We start from the raw sequence: 20,748 nt of genomic DNA on the forward strand, positions 1-20,748 counted from the left end.
GATTATGTTCATCTGTCGGCGATTACTGCAACTCGGAACGCTCTCCGCCCTGCTGGCGGGCTGCTCCACCACCGCCCCCTCTGCACCCAACACCGTCGCCGGCCAGCCGGCTGCCGAATCAACCCCGGCCCCCATCCGCATCGGACCCAGTGCGCCGACACCTGGATCCGAACTGGCGGACGACGCTCCCGCCGCGCTGGCCGCCAATGGCACGTTGCGGCCTGAAGTCCGCACTTTCGTGGAAAACCTGGCCACCGAGCGCCAGCTGCCGCTGGACCCCATGGTCGCCGCGCTGGCCGGGTCGCGCTACAACGCCACCGTCGCGCGCCTGATCGCGCCGTCGCCCCCGGGCAAAAAGATCTGGCGCAGCTGGCTGACCTACCGCTCGCGCTTTGTCGAACCCAAGCGCATCGGCTGGGGCGTGGAGTTCTACAACGAGAACCGCGACCTGCTCAATCAGGCGGCGCAGCGCTTCGGCGTGCCGGCGCCGGTGATCGCGTCCATCATCGGCGTGGAAACGCTGTACGGCCGTAATATGGGCAATTTCCGCGTGCTGGATGCGCTGACCACGCTGGCCTTCGACTATCCGGACCCCGCCAAACCCGAGCGCGCCACCATGTTCCGCGGCCAACTCGCCGACTTCCTGACCCTGGTCATGAAAGACAAGCTGGACCTGGAAACCCGCGGCTCGTACGCGGGCGCCATCGGCATGCCCCAGTTCATGCCCACCAGCGTCATGCATTACGCGGTGGACGGCGACGACAACGGCCACATCGACCTGAGCAACAACACCCGTGACGCCATCATGTCCGTGGGCAGCTTCCTGTCGCAGCACGGCTGGCAGCGCGGCCTGCCGGTGTTCGCTCCGGTGGTGCTGCCCGCAGATCCCGCGCCCCTGGTCGACGGCGGACTGGAACCCAAGCAAAGCTGGGGCACGCTCACCGCGGCCGGCGCCCGCCTGCAGCCTGGCGCATCGGCCGCGGGCTGGGGCAGCCAGCCGCTGGGCGTGGTCGACCTGGTCGAGGAAGCCCGGGGCACGGCGCAATACCGCGTCGGCACGCCCAACTTCTTCGCGCTCACCAAGTACAACCGCAGCTACTTCTACGCGACCTCCGTGGCGGATCTGGCAAGCGAGATCGAAGCGCGCGTGGGCCGCTGACGGCCCTGGGACCGCGGCGCCAAGCGCCGCGGTCTGCTTTACACCGTCGCGACGGGCGTCACGGGCGAACCCACGGCGCCAGGCAGGTTCAGCGGCGGCGCCGTCAGCAGGAAGCGGCTGCGGCCGTTGGCCGTGAGCCAGCGCGCAAGCGCCCCCAGGTACCACATCTCGCCTATCGGCAGGCCCAGCTTGAAGATGCAGTGGTGGTGCAAGGGCAACGCCGCGCAGCAGGCATTGGGCTTCTGCGTGGGATAGATTTCCAGCGCGTGGTTGTCCGAAGCCATGGCCGCCACCTTCGAGTCGGTGATCCACTGCAGCAGCTTCTCGTCGCTGCCGTCCAGGCCGGCGCAGATCTCGTGCAACGTATGGGGATCCGGCTCGCGGTTCTTTTCCAGCAGGGCGTCGCCGAATTCCGTATGGAACAGCACGATATCGCCCTGCTCGATCTCGATCCGGTCTGCTTCCAGGATGCGCATCAGATCGTCGTAGCCGACCGACTTCTGCTCCCGGCCGTAATGGCGCGCCAGGTCAACCATCACGCCCCGAGTCTGAAGGCAGGATTCGGCCAGTTGGGTGATGTCCAGCTTCTTGGCGTTGGAGGCCGGCCCCTGACCCAGGTCGGTCTTGGCGTAGCCATTGTCCACGTCGTAGTCCACCGGCCCCACCACGTGCTCATTGGGCCGGTAGCCGTTGTAGTAGACGCGCTCGGGCAGGCCGTCGCCGTTGGCGTCGAACAGTGCGCCCACGTGAGCCAGCGAATCCCATTGCGTCGAATACTGCAAGCTCATTTCGACGATGTCATCGCTGAGCACGTCGACGCAGCCGGGGCGCAGGCGCCCCAGCGGAAAATTCAGATACTGGTCGCCGTCCCTCTCGGTAGGCCGCAGCTTGGGCGGATGACGCCGCACGTTCACGCCGTTGCCGCCCGGGTAATCCAGCGGCAGCGACAGGCAAAAGCTCAGTCCTTCGCGGACTTCCCGCATGCCGCTCAGCACGTTCGCGGGGGTGATGTAATTCAGGCAGCCTCGCTGGTCGTCAGGCCCGAAATCTCCCCAGTTCGATCCCTCAGGACGGTTCTTCCATCTCATGCGTTGCAACTCCTGGTCGATTGAATGCTGTTTGACATAAATTTATCACGTATAGGATACTAACATCATGGATGTGAAAACCGCTGGCCGAGTGCTGGATGTGCTGAACCTCTTCGCCGAGGCGCAGAAGCCCCTGCTGTACAGCGAGATCGCTGCCCAGATGGGGATACCGCTGTCGAGCTGTCATGGGCTGCTGAAGACCATGGTGGCGCGCGGCTATCTCTATGAAATCGGCAAGAAGCACGGCTATTACCCGACCCAGAAACTGATCCACGTGGCCACCCTGATCTGCCATAGCGACCCGCTGAACGCGGTGATCGAGCCGGTGCTGGCCCGGGTGCGGGACCTGACGGGCGAGACGGCCTTGCTAGCCAAGCTGGCCGACGACAAGGTCGTGTACCTGATCGTTGCCGAGTCCAAGCAGACCATCCGCTTCTCGCACCAGCCGGGCGGCTTCAAGGCGGTGCACGCCACCAGCTCCGGCAAGGCGCTGCTATCGGTGCTGTCGCAGGAAGAACGGCAGAAATGGTTCAAGGCCTACAGCGGTTTTGCCGCCTATACGGACAGCACGCTCACCAGCCAGGAGGCCTTCGACCGCGACCTGGAAGCAGGCGTGGCGCGCGGCTGGCAGCGCTCGGTGGGCGAGAACGTGGAAGACGTGATGTCCATTTCGCTCGGATTCCGGGCATACGAACAACCCTTTGCCATCGTGGTGGCCGGCCCGCTGAGCCGGATGCTGAAGAACGAAGCCACCACGGGGAAACAGCTGGCCGAGGTCAAGGCGATGCTGCAAGCAGCGCTGCCCTCGGCCAATCTCACCTTTGTAGGAGTAGACAGTAGATGAACAAACGCACCTTCCTCGCCGCGGCCTGCTCGGCCATCGCCACGGCGGCCTTGCCGGCAGCGACCGCCTATGCTCAGGCGGACTATCCGGACAAGCCCATCCGCGTAATCATGCCTTGGGCGGCAGGAGGACCGACGGACGTGGTCGGCCGCCTGATCGCGGTCCAGATGGGCGAGATCCTGGGTCAGCCGCTGGTGATCGAAACCCGCGCCGGGGCCAGCGGCACCATCGGCACGGCCCAGGTCGCCAAGGCGCCGGCCGACGGCTACACCTTGCTGATGAACCCGTCGGTGCAGGGCATCTATCCGGCTCAATTCAAGAATCTGAGCTTTGACCCGATCAAGGACTTCAAGATGGTGGGCGTGCTGGGCACGGTGCCGATGGTGGCCGTCGTCCCGCCCAACTCCAAGTTCAAGACCTTCGGCGAACTGATCAAGCAGGGCCAGGCCCAGCCCGGCTCGCTGACCTTCGCCTCCCCCGGCGTCGCCACCTTGCCGCACCTGGCGGGCGAGCTGATCAATACCTCCACCAAGGCCAAGATCACCCACGTCGGCTACCGCGGCAGCAGCCCGGCCCTGACCGACGTCGCGGGCGGCCATGTGGACCTGATGTACGCGCCGCTGGCGCCGGCCTTGCCGCTGATCCAGAGCGGCAAGATCCGCCCGATCGCCGTGACGACCAAGACCCGCCTGGCCGAACTGCCCGACGTGCCGACCATCGCGGAAAGCGTCCTGCCCGGTTTCGACATCGTCACCTGGTACGGCATGTGGGCCCCGAAAGATACGCCGCAGCCCATCATCGCCAAGCTGAACAAGGTCATGATCGAAGCCTCGCAATCGCCCAAGGTGGTTGAAGCGCTGAAGTCGCAAGGCACCCTGCCCAGCACCATGAGCTACCAGGAAGCCGAAGCCTTCAACCTCGCGGAAAGCGAGCGTTGGATCAAGGTGATGCAGGACGCCGGCATCCAGCCCGAATAAGCGCGCAAGAAACGAGGGCGCCCGGCGCGCCCGTCCAATGAAAAACCGCCATGTCCGGCAAACCCGGCATGGCGGTTTTATTCTGCCCGAAGGCGATCAGATCAGGCGTTCAGTTGAAGACGCCCGTGGACAGGTAGCGGTCGCCGCGGTCGCATACGATGAACACGATGGTGGCGTCGTTGACGCGTTCGGCCACGCGCAGGGCGGCGATCAGCGCGCCCGCCGAGGAAATTCCACCGAAGATGCCCTCTTCCGCTGCCAGCCGGCGCGCCATCTGTTCGGCCTCGGCCTGTTCGATGGATTCGTAGGCGTCCACCCGGCTGCGATCGAAGATCTTGGGCAGATAGGCTTCGGGCCACTTGCGGATGCCCGGGATCGACGATCCTTCGGCGGGCTGCGCGCCCACCACCTGCACCGCGGGATTGCGCGATTTCAGGTAGGTCGACACGCCCATGATGGTGCCGGTGGTGCCCATGGCGCTCACGAAGTGGGTGACGCGGCCTTCAGTCTGGTTCCAGATTTCCGGCCCGGTGGTTTCGATGTGGGCGCGGGGATTGTCGGGGTTGGCGAACTGGTCCAGCACCAGCCCGCGGCCGTCCGCCTGCATGGCGGATGCCAGGTCGCGGGCATATTCCATGCCGCCCTTGTCCGCCGGCGTCAGGATCAGCTCGGCGCCATAGGCCGTCATGGCCGCGCGGCGCTCCACCGAAAGATTGTCCGGCATGATCAGGATCATGCGGTAGCCGCGCATGGCGGCGGCCATGGCCAGCGCAATGCCGGTATTGCCGCTGGTCGCCTCGATGAGGGTGTCGCCCGGCTTGATGTCGCCGCGCTCTTCCGCGCGAGCGATCATCGACAGGGCCGGACGGTCCTTCACGGAGCCGGCAGGGTTGTTGCCCTCCAGCTTGGCCAGGATGACATTGCCCCGGGCGGCGCCCGCGGCCCCGGGAATGCGCTGCAGGCGCACCAGCGGCGTGTTGCCGACGGTTTGCTCGATAGTGGGATAGGTAGTAGTCATGCGGACGATGATAACCCCGCCTGGCGGCGCGCGCCGCCAAAAGCCGCGCTCCCGCCAGGGCTAACGGCGCAGGCCGCTACGCGCTCAGGGCCGGGCGCGGGCGGCGGGCTGGGACGCCGCCGGTTTCGCTTCGGATTTGGCTTCGGCCTTGCCCGCAACCGGCTTACCCTGCGCCGGCTTGGCCGCCGTCTCGCCCTGCCCGGCCTGAGGGCCCGCCCCTCCCACCTGCAGGCCTGCCTCTTGCAGGGCCTGCGCCTTCTTCGGGCCGATGCCGCGCACCCGTTCAGCCAGGTCGTTCAAGGATTCGAACTTGCCGCCCCGCTCGCGTTCCTTGATGATTATTTCCGCCATGCGCGGGCCGATGCCCCGGACACCTTCGAGCTGCTGGGCATTGGCCTGATTGAGGTCCACCGCGTGCGCCAGCGGCGCGGCCAGGCCCAGGCCCGCCGTTACCAGCAGCGCGCCCAAGGCCTGCCGCAAAGGCCGCGGCCGGGCGCCGGAAGCAAGGGCGGCGCGCGCCCTGCGCCATCTGGCAAAGGGCGCCGGGTGGGCGGCGGCGGATTGAAGGAATGGATTCATGGGTGATCTCCCTGGAGTCTGGCGCAACGGCTGTCACGCACGCTCAGATCATGCGGGCCGCGCGCTCTGTCACGGAGGCCCTGTGAATGGAAACATCCGCCCCGGCAAACCGCCAGACGAAAAAAAGCCACCGCGGACGGTGGCTTTCTTCTATGCACGGCGCCTGTGCAGACTTACTTGCGGGCGCGCCAATAACGCACGTACTCGGTAACGCCGGTCCGCACATCGCGCATCGGCGCCTGGAACCCTGCCGCGCGCAGGCGCGTGACGTCGGCCTGCGTGTAGCTCTGATAGCGCCCTTTCAGGTCGTCCGGGAACGGGATATAGCGGATCAGATCCAGCTCCACCAGTTGCGCCAGCGTCAGCTCGGCTTCGCCGCGCTCCGCGCGCAGCGCATTGACCACGCCGGCCGCCACATCGTTGAAGGGCTGCGCGCGGCCGGTGCCGCAGTTGAAGATTCCGGATTGCTCGGGGTGATCCAGGAAATGCAGGTTGACCGCGACCACGTCTTCGACGGAAATGAAGTCGCGGCTCTGGCCGCCATCCACGTAGCCGTCCCAGCCCGCGAACAGGCGCACATGCCCATGCTCCAGGAACTGGTTCATGTTGTGGAACGCCACCGAGGCCATGCGGCCCTTGTGCTGTTCGTGCGGACCGTAGACGTTGAAGTAGCGCAGGCCCACGACCTGTGCGGTCAGGCTGTCCATGCGCTGGCGCAGGACCTGATCGAACAGCAGCTTGGAATAGCCGTAGACGTTGAGCGGGCCTTCATTGGCAGGGTCTTCCACGTAGATCGAGGAACCGCCGTAGACCGCCGCCGACGAGGCGTACAGGAACGGAATGCGGCGCTCCTGGCAGAACTCGAACAGCTCCAGCGTGACGCGGTAGTTGTTGTCGAGCATGTAGCGGCCGTTGCGCTCGGTCGTGTCCGAGCACGCGCCCTGGTGCAGCACGGCGCGCACTTCGTGCAGGCTGCCGTCGAGGACGCGGCGGCGGAAGTCGTCCTTGTCCATGTAGTCCGCGATCTGGCAATCGACCAGGTTGACGAACTTGTCGCCTTCGGTCAGGTCATCGACCGCGATGATGTCCTTGATGCCGCGGCGGTTGAGCCCGCGCACCAGGTTGCTGCCTATGAAGCCCGCGGCTCCGGTAACGACGATCATGAGAGTTCTCCTGCCAATTCCGCAGCGGTGACGATGGACGTGCCGAGCTTGCCCACGGCGATGCCGCCGGCCTTGTTGGCCCAGCCCATCGCGTCGACCCACGGCAGATCGATGGCGCGCGACACCGCCAGCGTCGCCAGCACGGTATCGCCCGCGCCGGACACATCGAAGACTTCGTGCGCCTGCGCGTCGATGTGGTCGCGTCCCGCGTCGGTAAACAAAGTCATGCCCTGCTCGGAACGCGTCACGAGCAAGGCTTCCAGATCCAGGTCGGCGCGCAGGCGCTGCGCGCGATCGGTAAGTTCGGCCTCGGAACTCCAGCGGCCCACGGCCTCCTGCATTTCCGAGCGGTTGGGGGTGACGAGCGTCGCCCCGCGGTAACGGGTGTAATCGTGGCCCTTCGGGTCCACCAGCACCGGCACGCCGGCGTTGCGGGCCAGGGCGATCAGCGATTCAACCCGCGCCAGCACGCCCTTGGCATAGTCGGACAACACGACGATGTCGTGGTTGGCCAGGTGGCGCGCGAATGCGGCATCGACGTTATCCAGCGCGGGCTGTGCCGGATGCTGTTCGAAGTCCACGCGCAGGAGCTGCTGCTGGCGGCCCAGCACGCGCATCTTCAAGGTCGTGTGCAGGGACGGATCGGCGACCAGCTCGGCCTGTATGCCGGCTTCGGCGGACAAACGCCGCACGCTGTCGCCGGCCTCGTCTTCGCCCAGCACGCCGACCAAGGTCACGTGGCCGCCCAGGGCCGCCACGTTGCGCGCGACGTTCGCCGCGCCGCCCAGACGGTCTTCGCGGCGCGCCACGCGCACCACGGGCACTGGCGCTTCCGGCGAAATGCGTTCGACTTCGCCGAACCAGTACCGGTCCAGCATCACATCGCCCACCACTAGGACGCGGCTATGCGAAATGGCTTCGGCGGGAAATGCATTCATTCAAGTTCTTCCAAGCGGCGCGGCGCGTAGGTTTCCCAGGCATTGCAGCCGGGACATTGCCAGTAAAAGCGACGCGCCTGAAATCCGCAACTGCGGCAGGCGTAGCGGTCCAGCCGCTGCGTATGCTTGTGTATCAGGCTGCGCAACAGCGTCAGGTCGGCGCCCGGCACCGGCGCCTGCTCGGCGCCGCTTTCCGGATTGGCCAGCTCGGCCTCCAGCAGTCGGTCCAGCCCCAGCAGCGACGGATGGCTGCGCAGCGCGTTGCGGGCAAATGCCCATGACGTCGCTGCGCCCTGCTGGGCGCGCAGCTCGCGGAACAGCACGTTGAACAGGTCCAGCGACGCGTGGCGCGCATACTGCTTCTGCAGCACGTCGAGCCCGGCCGCTTCCTGATTGGCCGCACGGTAATTCGCCAGCACCTGCTCGGCGACCAGGCCGGCGTACTCGGGAGCGTCGGTCATGATCGACTCCAGGTACAGGCGTTCGCGCTTCGGGTCCTGTTCGATCAGGGCCAGACGGGCGCGCAGCATCGCGGTGCGCACCATGGCGCCCTTGCTCGACGCCGGATCGATGGTCGACAAGGCATGGTCGGCGGCATCCAGCGCCTTGTGGGCCGCGTCGATATCGGCAGGCTTGGCCGACAGCGCGGTCTGCGCCTGTTCGCAGTAATAGTGCACGAGCTGCGGCACCGGCTCGTCGACCAGGCCCTGCAGCGTCTTCACGGCTTCGATGGCGCGCGGCCAGTCGTGTTCCGATTCGTAGATCCGGATCAAAGAACGCAGCGCGGGCAAGGCGTAGCGGGTGTCCTTGAGCTGCTCGAAGCCGTTTTCGGCGCGATCCAGCATGCCGGCCTTGAGAAAATCCTGCGCCAGCTCGTGCTGCGCATGCTCGCGTTCGGCGGCGGGCAGGTCGGAACGGTTCAGGAGGCTTTGGTGCACGCGGATGGCGCGCTCCATTTCGCCCCGGCGGCGGAACAGGCTGCCCAGCGCGAAGTGCAGCTCGGTGGTTTCCGGGTCCAGCTTGGCCACTTCGACGAAGGCGTCGATGGCGCGGTCGGGCTCTTCATTGAGCAGGAAGTTCAGCCCGCGGAAATAGGAATCGGGCAGGCTGCGGGTTTCCCGCAGCATTTGCCGGATATCGAAGCGCGCGGCCAGCCAGCCCAGCGCGAACAATACCGGCACGAAAATCAACCACCAAGGTTCAAAATCCACTATGCGGGCTCTTGCGGTAATTCAGTGCGGAAAGGGATTCAGTGCTGGCGCAACGGCATCACAGCGGCGACATCGGGGCCACGGCCTCCGGCGGCACGGCGGGCGTGGTGCCGGCCACGGCGGCCTGGACACGGTCCAGCTCGCGGCGCAGGCGCATGGCTTCGCGGCGGCGGCGCATGGCGGCGGGCACGGTCAGCAACAGGCCGAACAAGGCGCCCAAGACGAACACGACCAGCATCACGACGATGAGGGGCACGTCCTGCACCACGTAATCGGCGTAGAACTTCACGGCGACCGGATCCGTGTTTTTCAACGCAAACATCAGAACTGCAACAAACACGAGCAATCGCAGGGCCCAGACTAGGTAGCGCATGGCGCATGCTCCAAAGAATTCAAGACTATCAATTGTAAGCGACGGATCCCTCCTGGCGCCAAAAAACAAAGCCCCTTGATTGCTCAAGGGGCTAGGTTCTCGGTCCGATCCGCCCGAAGGCGGCCTTACTGCCGTGCCGTCAATGCATGGCGTGCAGACTCACCATCGACGGCATCGGTTCACTCGATCCAGAGGATTGAGCGTCCTCGTCATTGCCGCCGGCCAAGTCCACCCGCTCGCGCAATTCCTTGCCCGCCTTGAAGTGCGGCACCTGTTTGCCAGGCACCAGCACCTGTTCGCCGGATTTCGGATTGCGACCGATGCGGGGAGACCGCTGCGACAACGAGAAGCTGCCAAAACCGCGGATCTCGATGCGCTGACCCGAGGCCAGGGCCTGGGTCATTGCGTCGAGCACGGTCTTGACCGCGTAATCGGTGTCGCGGGCGGCCAGCTGAGGATAGCGGGCCGCCAAGGCGGCGATCAGCTCCGACTTGGTCACGAATTAACCGTCGTTGCGCTGTTGGTCCAGCTTGGCCTTCAGCAGCGCGCCGAGGTTGGTGGTGCCGGACGAAGCGCTGGCGTCGGACATGCGCTGGATCGTTTCGGCGGTTTCGGCGTTGTCGCGGGCCTTGATCGACAGCTGGATCGAACGCGTCTTGCGGTCGATGTTGACGATCATGGCTTCGATGTTCTCGCCGGCGGTCAGAACGGTGGTGGCGTCTTCAACGCGGCCCGAGGAGATCTCGGAAGCGCGCAGGTAGCCTTCAACGTCCACGGACAGCGTGACAACAGCGCCCTTGGCTTCGACCGACTTGATGGTGCCCGGAACAACGGCGCCCTTGTCGAAGGTGGCAACGAAGTTGTTGAAGGGGTCGCCTTCCAGCTGCTTGATGCCCAGCGAGATGCGTTCCTTGTCGGTATCGATGCCCAGAACCACGGCTTCGATCTCGTCGCCCTTCTTGAAGTTGCGCACGGCTTCTTCGCCGGTTTCCGTCCACGACAGGTCGGACAGGTGAACCAGGCCATCGATGCCGCCGGGCAGGCCGACGAACACGCCGAAGTCGGTGATCGACTTGATGGCGCCGCGGACCTTGTCACCACGCTTGAAGTTGGTGGCGAACTCTTCCCACGGGTTCTGGCGGCACTGCTTCATGCCCAGCGAAATGCGACGACGGTCTTCGTCGATTTCCAGGACCATGACTTCGACTTCTTCGCCCAGGGTCACGACCTTGCGCGGATCGACGTTCTTGTTGGTCCAGTCCATTTCGGAGACGTGCACCAGGCCTTCGATGCCGGCTTCGACTTCAACGAACGCGCCGTAGTCGGTCAGGTTGGTGACCTTGCCGAACAGGCGGGTGCCTTGCGGGTAGCGGCGAGCCAGGCCCACCCACGGATCTTCGCCCAGCTGCTTGACGCCCAGGGAGACGCGGCTCTTTTCCTGGTCGAACTTGAGCACCTTGGCTTCGACTTCCTGACCCACTTGCAGGACTTCGGAGGGGTGACGCACACGGCGCCAGGCCATGTCGGTGATGTGCAGCAGGCCGTCGATGCCGCCCAGGTCCACGAACGCGCCGTAGTCGGTGATGTTCTTGACCACGCCCTTGACCACAGCACCTTCGTGCAGGGTTTCGAGCAGCTTCTGGCGCTCTTCGCCCATGCTGGCTTCCAGCACCTGGCGACGCGACAGAACGACGTTGTTGCGCTTGCGGTCGAGCTTGATGACCTTGAATTCGAGGGTCTTGCCTTCGTACGGGGTGGTGTCCTTGACCGGACGCAGGTCCACCAGCGAACCCGGCAGGAACGCGCGGATGCCGTTGGTCATGACGGTCAGGCCGCCCTTCACCTTGCCGGTGATGGTGCCGGTAACCAGTTCGCCGTTTTCCAGGGCCTTTTCCAGTTGCAGCCAGGCCGACAGGCGCTTGGCGCGGTCACGCGACAGGATGGTGTCGCCGTAGCCGTTTTCCAGGGAATCGATGGCCACCGAGACGAAATCGCCAGGTTGCACTTCGAGCTCGCCCTGGTCGTTCAGGAACTCTTCCAGGGGGATCAGCGCTTCGGACTTCAGGCCGGCGTTGACGACGACGAAGTTGTGGTCGACGCGCACGACTTCGGCGCTGATGACCTCGCCGGACTTCATGTCCTGGCTCTTGAGGCTTTGTGCGAAAAGGTCGGCGAAGCTTTCGCCGCCGGTGGCGGTAGTGGAAACGGAAGACATGGGGTTGAAATCCATTGGGCCGAAATGGCCGTTAAAAACACACCGCAGCGGATTGCCCGCCACAGTGGAGTCAAAATGCCTGCTTGCCGGTTTACCCTTGCGGGGTGTCCCGTGGGGGCTGCGCCTGGCTTGAACAGGGCCGATAAAAAAAACAGAAAACTGCGGAGGATTCGAGGGGAAAGTCCGGGACCGGTACTTCAATCCGCGGCGGCGTTCTTCCAGAAATCCAGTATTGCCTGCACCGTTTCCGCAATCGTCAAATCAGACGAATCCAGTACGTGTGCATCCGCTGCGGGAGCCAAGGGAGCGGTAGTCCGCCCCATATCGCGGGCGTCCCGCTCGCGCATATCCCGTAGGAGGTCATCAAGATTAGCAGAAATTCCCTTTTCGATCAACTGCTTACAGCGCCTCTGCGCCCGCGCGACCACATCGGCGACCAGGAACACCTTCAGGGGCGCATCGGGAAACACCACCGTACCCATGTCGCGCCCGTCCGCAACCAGGCCCGGAGCCAGCCGGAAGGCGCGCTGGCGCTCGAGCAACGCCTGGCGCACGCCCGGGAAGGCGGCCACGCGCGAGGCGAAATTGCCGACTTCCTCGCGGCGGATGTCGTGGCCGACGTCCACGCCTTCGAGGTAGACATGAGGCCCCTCGAAACGCACGTCCAGGGTTTCAGCCACGCGCGCGACGGCGGGTTCGTCCTCGGGCGACAAGCCGCGATTGAGCGCCGCCAGCGCGGTCAGGCGATAGAGCGCGCCGCTGTCGAGCACGGCCCAACCCAGGGCCTTGGCGACGCGGTGGGCCACCGTGCCCTTGCCGGACGCGGTGGGGCCGTCGATGGTAATGACGGGGACAGTGGAAGAAGTTGCAGGGGAAATCGAAGTCATGGGCGATTCTTCGCTAGGCCGCTACCAGGCCCGCGTAAACATCAAAGTAACCCGGGAAGGTCTTGCTGACGCAGCCCGGGTCGAGGATACGGACGGCCGCCGGCCCGAAAGCCGCCAGCGAGAAGCACATCGCCATGCGGTGGTCGTCCCAGGTGCCGATGTGCGCGTCGCGCCAGGCGTCCTGCGCCGGCGGCGTCACGCGCAGCCAATCCGGCCCCGATTCCACCCGCGCACCTAGCTTTTCCAGCTCGGTCTGCATGGCGTGGATGCGGTCGGTTTCCTTGACGCGCCAGCTGCCGATGTTGCGCAGGCGGCACGGGCCGTCGGCATACAGCGCCAGGGCCGCCGCGGTCATGGCGGCATCCGGGATCAGGTTGAAATCGGTGTCGAAGGCCTTCAGGCGTTCGCCCTGGGCGACGCGCGCGCCCGACACCTCGATCCAGTCGGGGCCGTAGGTCACAGTGGCGCCCATCTCGGCCAGCGTGTCGGCAAAGGCGACATCGCCCTGGATGCTGTCCGCGCCCACGCCGGTCACGCGCAGCGGCCCGCCGCCGATCGCGCCCAGCGCCAGGAAATAGGAAGCCGTCGAGGCGTCGCCTTCGACCGCGATCCGCCCGGGGCTGCGATAGGCGGCCCCGCCGTCGATGACGAAACGGCTCCAGCCGTCGCGCCGCACCTGCACGCCGAAGCGCGCCATCAGGTTCAGCGTGATCTCGATGTAGGGCTTGGAGATGAGCTCGCCCAGCACTTCGATCGTGACCGGCTTGCCGCTGCGGCCGGCTTGCAGCGGCGCGGCCATCAGCAAGGCGGTGAGGAACTGGCTGGACACAGAACCCTGCACCCGCGTGACAGCATCCGCCGCGATGTCGCCGCGGCCGATGTGCAGCGGCGGATAGCCAGGCTGGCCCAGGTAGTCGATGCTGGCGCCCAAACCCTTGAGCGCATCGACCAGATCGCCGATGGGACGCTCATGCATGCGCGGCACGCCCGACAGACGGTAGTCGCCGCCCATCAGCGCCAGCGCCGCGGTCAGCGGCCGGATCGCGGTGCCGGCGTTGCCCATGAACAGGTCGGCGCTTTCCACCGGAAAGCGGCGCAAGCCCTGCACCGTGACGCTGCCCGCTTCCAGTTCCGACACCTGCACGCCCAGCTGGCGCAAGGCGCCCAGCATGACGCGGGTGTCGTCGGAATCCAGCAAACCGGTGATGACCGTGCTGCCCTCGGCGATGGCGGACAGCAGCAGCACGCGATTGGAAATGCTCTTGGAACCCGGCAGGGCAATCACGCCCCGCGCTTGCCGCACGCGCGGCAGATCGAGATAAGGCAAAGCGCCCATGTCAGCTACTCCTTGCGCCAGTTGCGGCGGGCGCGGGCCGCCGTGTCCAGCAGCGTCAGCAAAGCCGCGCCATCGCCGTCGGCAATGGCGCGTTCGGCACGGTCCAGCACCGCGCGCACGTCGGCCAGTTCGGCCAGCATCGCATCGCGGTTGGACAGAAAAATATCGCGCCACATTTCGGGCGAACCCGCGGCGATACGCGTGAAGTCGCGAAAGCCGCTGCCTGCCAGCGCCAGGCGCGTGGCGGCGTCGGCGGCGTCGGCCACCTGTTCCATGTATACCGCCGACAGCAGATGCGGCAGATGGCTGACCGAGGCCAGCACCCGGTCATGGGCGTCGGCGTCCATGTCGATCACATCGGCTCCGCAAGCCTGCCACGCGCGGCGCACCAGCTCCAGGGACGACTCGCCGTTCTCGGCCAAGGGCGTCAGGATCACGGTGCGCTTACGGTACAGGCCGGCATCGGCCGCCTCGGGTCCGCTGCGTTCGGCGCCGGCGATGGGATGGCCAGGCACGAATTGCGCGACGCGATCGCCCAGCGCGACCCGCGCGGCCTCGACCACTTCGGCCTTGGTACTGCCCCCATCCGTCAGCACGGTATCGGAGCGCAGATGCGCACGCATGCGCGACAGCACGTCGCCCAACCCGCCCACTGGCGTCGCCAGCAGGATCAAATCGGCGCGCGCCGCGGCTTCCTCGGCCGAAGCAGCCTCGTCGATCAAGCCCAATTCAATGGCGCGGGCCAGCGATTGCGCGTTGCGCCCTACTCCCAGCACCCGGCCCACCTGCCCCGCCTGGCGCAAGGCCGCGGCGAAGGATCCGCCGATCAGGCCCACTCCTACGACGGCCAATACAGGAATCAGGGGGCCAGCGGCCCCCTGATCGGATTTCGGTGACGCGTCGTTCATGCGGACAGGATGGCGGTCAGGGCTTCGATGAACCGCTCGTTTTCCTGCGGCAGTCCGATGGACACCCGCAGCCACTCCGGCAAGCCGTCGCCGGCGACCGGGCGCACGATCACGCCGCGCTTGAGCAGTTCCAGGTTGATGCGCGGGGCGTCGCCCACATGCACCAGCACGAAGTTGCCGTAGCTGGGCACGTAGCGCAGCTTCAGGCGCTCGAACGCGGCGCAGAGCTGCGCCTTGCCCGCCTTGTTGGAGGCATAGGCCTCTTCCAGGTAGGCCGTGTCGCGCAGCGCGGCGATGGCCGCGGCCTGCGCCAGCGTATTGACGTTGAAGGGCTGGCGCACGCGATTCAGCAGATCCGTCAGGGCGGGCTGCGCCACCGCGAAGCCCACGCGCAGCCCCGCCAGGCCGTAGGCCTTGGAGAAGGTGCGCGACACGATCAGGTTGGGATAGCGGCGCACCAGCGCGGTGCTGTCGAAGCGGAACTCGGGATCGAGGTACTCGTTGTAGGCCTCGTCCAGCACCACCGTGACGCGATCGCCGTGGGCGGCGTGGACGCGCTCCAGGAAGGCCGCGATCTGGTCGCCCGGCACGAAGGTGCCGGTGGGGTTGTTCGGGTTGGCGATGAACAGCAGCCGCGTGTCGTCGGCGATGGCATCGAACATCGCGTCCAGGTCATGGCCATAGTCCTTGGCCGGCACCACGATGTGGCGCGCGCCGCGCGCCTGGGTGGCCAGGCGGTAGACCGCGAACGAATGCTGCGCATAGACCGCCGACACGCCCGGCTCCAGCAGCGCCAGCGCCGCGATTTCCAGGATGTCATTGGAGCCGTTGCCCAGCGTGACCCAGCTCATCGGCACGCCATAGCGTTCAGCCAGCGCCGACTTCAGGTCGAAGCCGTTGGGATCGGGATAGCGCGCCAGCGACTCGGCCGCGGCCAGCATCGCCTCGCGCGCCGACTTGGGCATGCCCAGCGGGTTTTCATTGGACGCCAGCTTGACGATGCCGGCCGGGTCCAGCCCGAATTCGCGGGCCAGTTCTTCGATGGGCTTGCCCGCCTGGTAAGGCGCGATGGCGCTGACGTGCGCCGGAGCAACGAGGGGCTTGGATGCGGTGGTCATGTCGGAAGGGCTCACGGCGCCGGGTAGGAACCCAGCACTTTCAGGTAGGCAACCTGCGCCTGCAAGGCGGCCAGGGCGCGTTCAACGTTCGGATCATTGCGGTGACCCAGGACGTCCACATAAAAATAGTATTCCCACTGGCCGGTACGGGCCGGCCGCGACTCGAAGCGCGTCATGGACACGCCGTTGGCCGCCAGCGGCGCCAGCATTTCGTAGACGGCGCCAGCGCGGTTCGGCACGGCCAGGATCAGGCTGGTCTTGTCCTTGCCGCTGACCAGCGGTTCGATGTTGCCGATCGCCAGGAAGCGCGTGCGGTTGTGCGGGTCGTCCTGAATGCCTGCGGCCACGATCTGCAGGTTCCAGGCGGGCGCCGCCACTTCGCCGGCGATCGCCGCGATGCTCGGGTCGCCGGCTGCCGCGCGCGCGGCCTCGGAATTGCTGGACGCGGCCACGCGGGCCACGTCGGGATAGTTGCGCGTGAGCCAGCCCTGGCACTGGGCCAGCGCCTGCGGGTGCGCGGAAATCGTCTTGATGCCGTCCATGCTGCCGGACTGCGACATCAGGCAGTGGCGTATCACCAGCGAACGCTCGCCCAGGATCTTCAGCGGTGTGTTCAGCAGCAGATCCAGGCTGCGGTTGACCGCGCCTTCGGTGGAGTTCTCGACCGGGACCATGCCGACGTCGGCCTGCCCCGCCTCGACGGCGCGGAACACTTCATCGAACGAAGCGCACGGCAGCTTCTGCACGGCGTGGCCGAAATGCTCCTGCGCGGCCTGCTCCGAGAACGAGCCCTGCGGCCCCAGGAAGGCGACCGTCATGCCGCGCTCCAGGCCGCGGCAGGCCGAGATGATTTCGGTCCAGACCGCGGCCACGCCGGTGTTCGGGAACGGGCCGGGATTGGTCTGTTGCAGACGGCGGATGACCTCGGCTTCGCGCTCGGGGCGCAACACGGGGCCATCGGCATTCGCGGCGTGCTTGGCCTCGCCCACTTCCAGCGCGGCGCTTGCGCGCTGCGTCAGGAGGTCGAGGATCTGGGCGTCCAACGCGTCGATGCGCTGACGCAGGGGGAGCAGCTTGCGCTGCAGATCGTCATCCATAGCGACGCTCGAATTCCTTGAGGTACTCGACCAGCGCCGCGACCCCGGCCAGGGGCACCGCGTTGTAGATCGAGGCGCGCATGCCGCCCACGCTCTTGTGGCCCTTGAGCTGCGTCAGGCCGGCCGCGTCCGCGCCTTGCAGGAAGGCGTCGTTGAGCGATTCGTCGCGCAGCACGAACGGCACGTTCATGCGCGAACGCACGGGTGCGTGAATGGGGTTGCGGTAGAAGCTGGTGCTGTCCAGATAGCCGTACAGCAGATCGGCCTTGGCCTTGTTCGCGGCTTCCATGCCGGCCACGCCGCCATTGGCCTTGACCCACTTGAACACCAGGCCGGCGACGTAGATGGCGAAGGTGGGCGGGGTGTTGTAGCGCGAGTGTTCGGCTGCCACGTTGGCGTAGTCGAACGCGGACGGGCAGATCGGCAAGGCGTGGCCGATCAGGTCGCGGCGCGCGATGACCATGGTCACGCCCGCCGGGCCGGCGTTCTTCTGCGCGCCAGCGTACATCATGCCGCAGCGCGTCACGTCCATCGGACGCGACAGGAAATGCGAGGACGCGTCGACGACCAGCGGCACGTCGGGGGCGCCCAGCGCGGCGGTGTCGGGCCAGTCCATGAACTCGACGCCGCCGATGGTTTCATTGCTGCACAGGTGCAGATAGGCCGAATCCTGGCGCACTTGCCAGGTATCGACCGGCGGCACCCAGGTCAGCGGCGCCTGCTCGCGGCCATCCAGCTGGATGGCCTGCTCGCTGCTTGCCGCCACATGGGTGCTGCCGTAGCGGCCGGCTTCCTTGTACGAACGCTTGGACCAATGGCCCGTCACGACGAAGTCGGCCGCCGGCGTACCGCGGCGTCCCATGAGATTCATGGGGACGATGGCGTTTTCCCCGGAACCGCCGCCCTGCATGAACATGACGGCGTAATCCGCCGGCAGTCCAAGCAGGTCACGCAGATCGGACTCGGCTTCATCGCAGATCTGCACGAAATGCTTGCCGCGATGGCTCATTTCCATCACGGACATGCCGCTGCCGTGCCAGTCCAGCATTTCCGCAGCGGCTTGCTGCAGCACCACCTCGGGCAAGGCCGAGGGGCCTGCCGAGAAGTTCCAGGGGCGGGCCATTATTGCTCCGTAGGTTCCGTCGAATCCGTCGAGTCCGCAGCGCCGTTGTCGTCGCCGCCATCCGCGTCCTGGCCGTCTTCGCCCAGGTCGCCGTCATCGTCCGCATCGCTTTCCACGACGCGACGCACGCCGGACAGGGAACTGCCGTCGTCGACGTTGATGAGCGTGACGCCTTGCGTGGCGCGGCCCATTTCGCGGATTTCAGAGACGCGGGTGCGCACCAGCACGCCGCCGGTCGTGATCAGCATGATCTCGTCCGAAGGCATGACCAGCACGGCGCCCACGACCTTGCCGTTGCGCGAGCTGGTCTGGATGGCGATCATGCCCTTGGTGCCGCGGCCGTGGCGCGTGTACTCGGTGATCGGCGTGCGCTTGCCGTAACCGTTTTCGGTGGCGGTCAGCACGCTTTGCGTTTCGTCGCCAGCCACGAGCAGCGCGATGACGGTCTGGGTGTCTTCCAGCATCATGCCGCGCACGCCACGGGCGTTGCGGCCCATCGGACGCACGTCGTTCTCGTCGAAGCGCACGGCCTTGCCGGCGTCCGAGAACAGCATGACGTCATGCTGGCCGTCGGTCAGGTCGGCGCCAATCAGGTAGTCGCCGTCGTCCAGGTCCACGGCGATGATGCCGGCCTTGCGCGGGTTGGAGAAGTCGGACAGCGGGGTCTTCTTGACCGTACCGCGCGAGGTCGCCATGAAGACGTAGTGGTCTTCGCTGAATTCCTTGACCGGCAACACCACGGTGATCTTCTCGCCTTCGGCCAACGGGAACATGTTGACGATGGGCTTGCCGCGCGAATTGCGCGTGCCTTGCGGCACTTCCCAGACCTTCAGCCAGTACACGCGGCCGCGGTTGGAGAAGCACAGCAGGAAGTCGTGCGTGTTGGCGATGAACAACTGGTCGATCCAGTCGTTTTCCTTCATGGCCGTGGCCTGCTTGCCGCGTCCGCCACGCTTTTGCGAGCGGTACTCGGACAGCGGCTGGCTCTTGATGTAGCCGCCGTGCGACAGGGTCACGACCATGTCGGTCGGGGTGATCAGGTCTTCGGTGTCGAGCTCGGTGGCGTTGAGTTCGATTTCCGAGCGGCGCGTATCCTTCGCGCCGGTCGAGAACTCCGCCTTGATGGCCTGCAGCTCTTCGCCAATGATCGTGGTGATGCGCTCGGGGCGCGCCAGGATATCCAGCAGGTCGGCGATGGTGGACATGATGTCCTTGTATTCGCCGACGATCTTGTCCTGCTCCAGCCCGGTCAGGCGTTGCAGGCGCATGTTCAGGATTTCCTGGGCCTGCGTGTCGCTCAGGCGGTACAGGCCGTCGCCCTGGAGGCCGAACTCGGCGCCCAGGTCGTCCGGACGGAAGGCCGCGCGGCCTCCCGGCGTATCGCCGTCGGCGCGCGACAGCATTTCGCGCACCAGCGACGAATCCCACGACTTCGCCATCAGTTCCTGGCGCGCGACCGGGGGGGTCGGCGCCGCCTTGATGATGGCGATGAAATCGTCGATGTTGGCGAGCGCGACGGCCAGGCCTTCCAGCACGTGGCCGCGTTCGCGGGCCTTGCGCAGTTGGAACACCGTGCGGCGCGTGACCACTTCGCGGCGATGCTGCAGGAAGTAGTCGATCATCTGCTTCAGGTTGAGCAGGCGGGGCTGGCCGTCGACCAGCGCCACCAGGTTCATCCCGAAGGTGTCTTGCAGTTGCGTGTTCTTATAGAGGTTGTTCAGGACAACCTCGGGAACCTCGCCGCGCTTGAGCTCGATGACCAGGCGCATCCCGTCCTTGTCCGACTCGTCGCGGATGTCCGAGATGCCTTCGATCTTCTTGTCGTTGACGAGCTCGGCGATGCGTTCCTGCAGCGTCTTCTTGTTGACCTGGTAGGGGATCGCGTCGACCACGATGGCCTGGCGGTTGCCCTTCTCCATGTCTTCGAAGTGGGTCTTGGCGCGCATGATGACGCGGCCGCGACCGGTGCGATAGCCTTCGCGCACGCCGGACATGCCGTAGATGATGCCGCCGGTGGGGAAATCGGGGGCCGGGATGAGCTCCATGAGCTCATCGACCGAGCAGCCGGGATTGCGCAGGCAGTACAGGCAGCCGTCGACCACTTCCTGGAGGTTGTGGGGCGGAATGTTGGTGGCCATGCCCACCGCGATGCCCGAGCTGCCGTTGACCAGCAGGTTGGGCAGGCGCGACGGCAACAGCAGCGGTTCTTGTTCGCTGCCGTCGTAATTGGGGCCAAAGTCCACCGTTTCCTGGTCGATATCGGCCAGCAATTCGTGGGCGATCTTGGCCAGGCGGATTTCGGTGTAACGCATCGCCGCGGCGTTATCGCCGTCGATCGAGCCGAAGTTGCCCTGGCCGTCGACCAGCATGTAGCGCATGGAAAAATCCTGCGCCATGCGGACGATGGTGTCGTAGACGGACTGGTCGCCGTGGGGGTGGTATTTACCGATGACGTCCCCGACGATACGCGCCGACTTCTTATAGGCGCGGTTCCAGTCGTTGTTCAGTTCGTGCATCGCGTAGAGCACGCGCCGGTGGACAGGCTTGAGGCCGTCCCGCACATCCGGTAGCGCCCGCCCGACGATCACGCTCATCGCGTAATCGAGGTAACTGCGGCGCATCTCTTCTTCCAGCGATACCGGAAGCGTCTCCTTGGCAAAGGAATCCATATATATAACGACAGAATCGTGTAAGGAGGAACCCGGGCCGGGTAA

At 65.9% G+C, this 20,748-nt stretch carries 19 protein-coding genes; 3 read left to right on the top strand and 16 right to left on the bottom strand.

All coding sequences use genetic code 11. The annotated features are described in order from the left end of the window. Positions 1–4: 4 nt before the first annotated feature. On the top strand, positions 5–1,159 hold the full coding sequence (gene mltB, locus IAG39_RS22940) for a lytic murein transglycosylase B (protein WP_059379325.1): 1,155 nt from the start codon (positions 5–7) through the stop codon (positions 1,157–1,159). Between the two features lie 38 nt (positions 1,160–1,197). On the opposite strand, the gene IAG39_RS22945 is transcribed toward mltB, so the two are convergent. Further along, complete coding sequence (locus tag IAG39_RS22945) at positions 1,198–2,247, bottom strand: cyclase family protein (RefSeq protein WP_118933406.1); 1,050 nt, start codon at positions 2,245–2,247, stop codon at positions 1,198–1,200. A gap of 67 nt (positions 2,248–2,314) precedes the next feature. Between IAG39_RS22945 and IAG39_RS22950 the strand changes: the two genes are divergently transcribed. After that, positions 2,315–3,091, top strand: coding sequence for an IclR family transcriptional regulator (locus IAG39_RS22950; protein WP_059379327.1), 777 nt, complete (start codon positions 2,315–2,317; stop codon positions 3,089–3,091). After that, the gene (locus tag IAG39_RS22955; RefSeq protein WP_118933407.1) at positions 3,088–4,068 is read left to right on the top strand and encodes a Bug family tripartite tricarboxylate transporter substrate binding protein; all 981 of its coding nucleotides are present in this window, start codon (positions 3,088–3,090) and stop codon (positions 4,066–4,068) included. The genes IAG39_RS22950 and IAG39_RS22955 overlap by 4 nt, the downstream gene beginning before the upstream one ends. Positions 4,069–4,177: 109 nt before the next feature. Here the strand turns inward: IAG39_RS22955 and cysM are convergent, their stop codons facing one another. The 15 genes from cysM to gyrA form a co-directional block, all read right to left on the bottom strand. Then, the gene (gene cysM / locus IAG39_RS22960) at positions 4,178–5,086 is read right to left on the bottom strand and encodes a cysteine synthase CysM (RefSeq protein WP_059379329.1); all 909 of its coding nucleotides are present in this window, start codon (positions 5,084–5,086) and stop codon (positions 4,178–4,180) included. Positions 5,087–5,170: 84 nt separating this feature from the next. Next, positions 5,171–5,665 carry a ComEA family DNA-binding protein gene (locus tag IAG39_RS22965; RefSeq protein ID WP_059379330.1) on the bottom strand — a complete coding sequence of 165 codons (495 nt, stop codon included), beginning with the start codon at positions 5,663–5,665 and terminating at the stop codon, positions 5,171–5,173. 173 nt (positions 5,666–5,838) lie between these two features. Continuing rightward, positions 5,839–6,828 carry an ADP-glyceromanno-heptose 6-epimerase gene (gene rfaD, locus IAG39_RS22970; RefSeq protein WP_118933408.1) on the bottom strand — a complete coding sequence of 330 codons (990 nt, stop codon included), beginning with the start codon at positions 6,826–6,828 and terminating at the stop codon, positions 5,839–5,841. Beyond that, entirely contained in the window at positions 6,825–7,766 is a 942-nt protein-coding gene (gene rfaE1 / locus IAG39_RS22975; protein ID WP_118933409.1) for a D-glycero-beta-D-manno-heptose-7-phosphate kinase, read from the bottom strand. The genes rfaD and rfaE1 overlap by 4 nt, the downstream gene beginning before the upstream one ends. Next, a complete protein-coding gene (lapB, locus tag IAG39_RS22980) occupies positions 7,763–8,977 on the bottom strand; it encodes a lipopolysaccharide assembly protein LapB (RefSeq protein ID WP_059379332.1) in 1,215 nt (404 codons plus the stop codon). Before lapB ends, rfaE1 begins: the two co-directional genes overlap by 4 nt. A gap of 58 nt (positions 8,978–9,035) precedes the next feature. Next, complete coding sequence (locus IAG39_RS22985; RefSeq protein ID WP_013392395.1) at positions 9,036–9,350, bottom strand: lipopolysaccharide assembly LapA domain-containing protein; 315 nt, start codon at positions 9,348–9,350, stop codon at positions 9,036–9,038. Positions 9,351–9,489: 139 nt separating this feature from the next. Next, positions 9,490–9,849, bottom strand: a complete 360-nt coding sequence (locus IAG39_RS22990) for an integration host factor subunit beta (RefSeq protein WP_013392394.1) — start codon at positions 9,847–9,849, stop codon at positions 9,490–9,492. A 3-nt stretch (positions 9,850–9,852) separates the two neighbouring features. After that, the gene (gene rpsA, locus IAG39_RS22995) at positions 9,853–11,565 is read right to left on the bottom strand and encodes a 30S ribosomal protein S1 (RefSeq protein ID WP_026382780.1); all 1,713 of its coding nucleotides are present in this window, start codon (positions 11,563–11,565) and stop codon (positions 9,853–9,855) included. Positions 11,566–11,762: 197 nt separating this feature from the next. Continuing rightward, positions 11,763–12,452, bottom strand: a complete 690-nt coding sequence (gene cmk, locus IAG39_RS23000; protein WP_054450894.1) for a (d)CMP kinase — start codon at positions 12,450–12,452, stop codon at positions 11,763–11,765. A 13-nt stretch (positions 12,453–12,465) separates the two neighbouring features. Continuing rightward, positions 12,466–13,788, bottom strand: coding sequence for a 3-phosphoshikimate 1-carboxyvinyltransferase (aroA, locus tag IAG39_RS23005; protein WP_118933410.1), 1,323 nt, complete (start codon positions 13,786–13,788; stop codon positions 12,466–12,468). Positions 13,789–13,793: 5 nt separating this feature from the next. Then, on the bottom strand, positions 13,794–14,696 hold the full coding sequence (locus IAG39_RS23010; protein ID WP_118933411.1) for a prephenate dehydrogenase: 903 nt from the start codon (positions 14,694–14,696) through the stop codon (positions 13,794–13,796). After that, positions 14,693–15,814, bottom strand: a complete 1,122-nt coding sequence (hisC, locus tag IAG39_RS23015; protein ID WP_059375308.1) for a histidinol-phosphate transaminase — start codon at positions 15,812–15,814, stop codon at positions 14,693–14,695. Before hisC ends, IAG39_RS23010 begins: the two co-directional genes overlap by 4 nt. 11 nt (positions 15,815–15,825) lie before the next feature. Continuing rightward, the gene (pheA, locus tag IAG39_RS23020) at positions 15,826–16,911 is read right to left on the bottom strand and encodes a prephenate dehydratase (RefSeq protein WP_059374519.1); all 1,086 of its coding nucleotides are present in this window, start codon (positions 16,909–16,911) and stop codon (positions 15,826–15,828) included. After that, positions 16,904–18,034 (bottom strand): 3-phosphoserine/phosphohydroxythreonine transaminase, encoded by a 1,131-nt coding sequence (serC, locus tag IAG39_RS23025; protein WP_165867895.1) that lies wholly within the window; start codon positions 18,032–18,034, stop codon positions 16,904–16,906. Before serC ends, pheA begins: the two co-directional genes overlap by 8 nt. Further along, entirely contained in the window at positions 18,034–20,703 is a 2,670-nt protein-coding gene (gene gyrA / locus IAG39_RS23030) for a DNA gyrase subunit A (RefSeq protein WP_054450882.1), read from the bottom strand. The genes serC and gyrA overlap by 1 nt, the downstream gene beginning before the upstream one ends. Positions 20,704–20,748: the final 45 nt, after the last annotated feature.

This window comes from Achromobacter xylosoxidans, assembly GCF_014490035.1.
In the GTDB taxonomy this organism is placed as follows: Bacteria; Pseudomonadota; Gammaproteobacteria; order Burkholderiales; family Burkholderiaceae_B; genus Achromobacter; species Achromobacter bronchisepticus_A.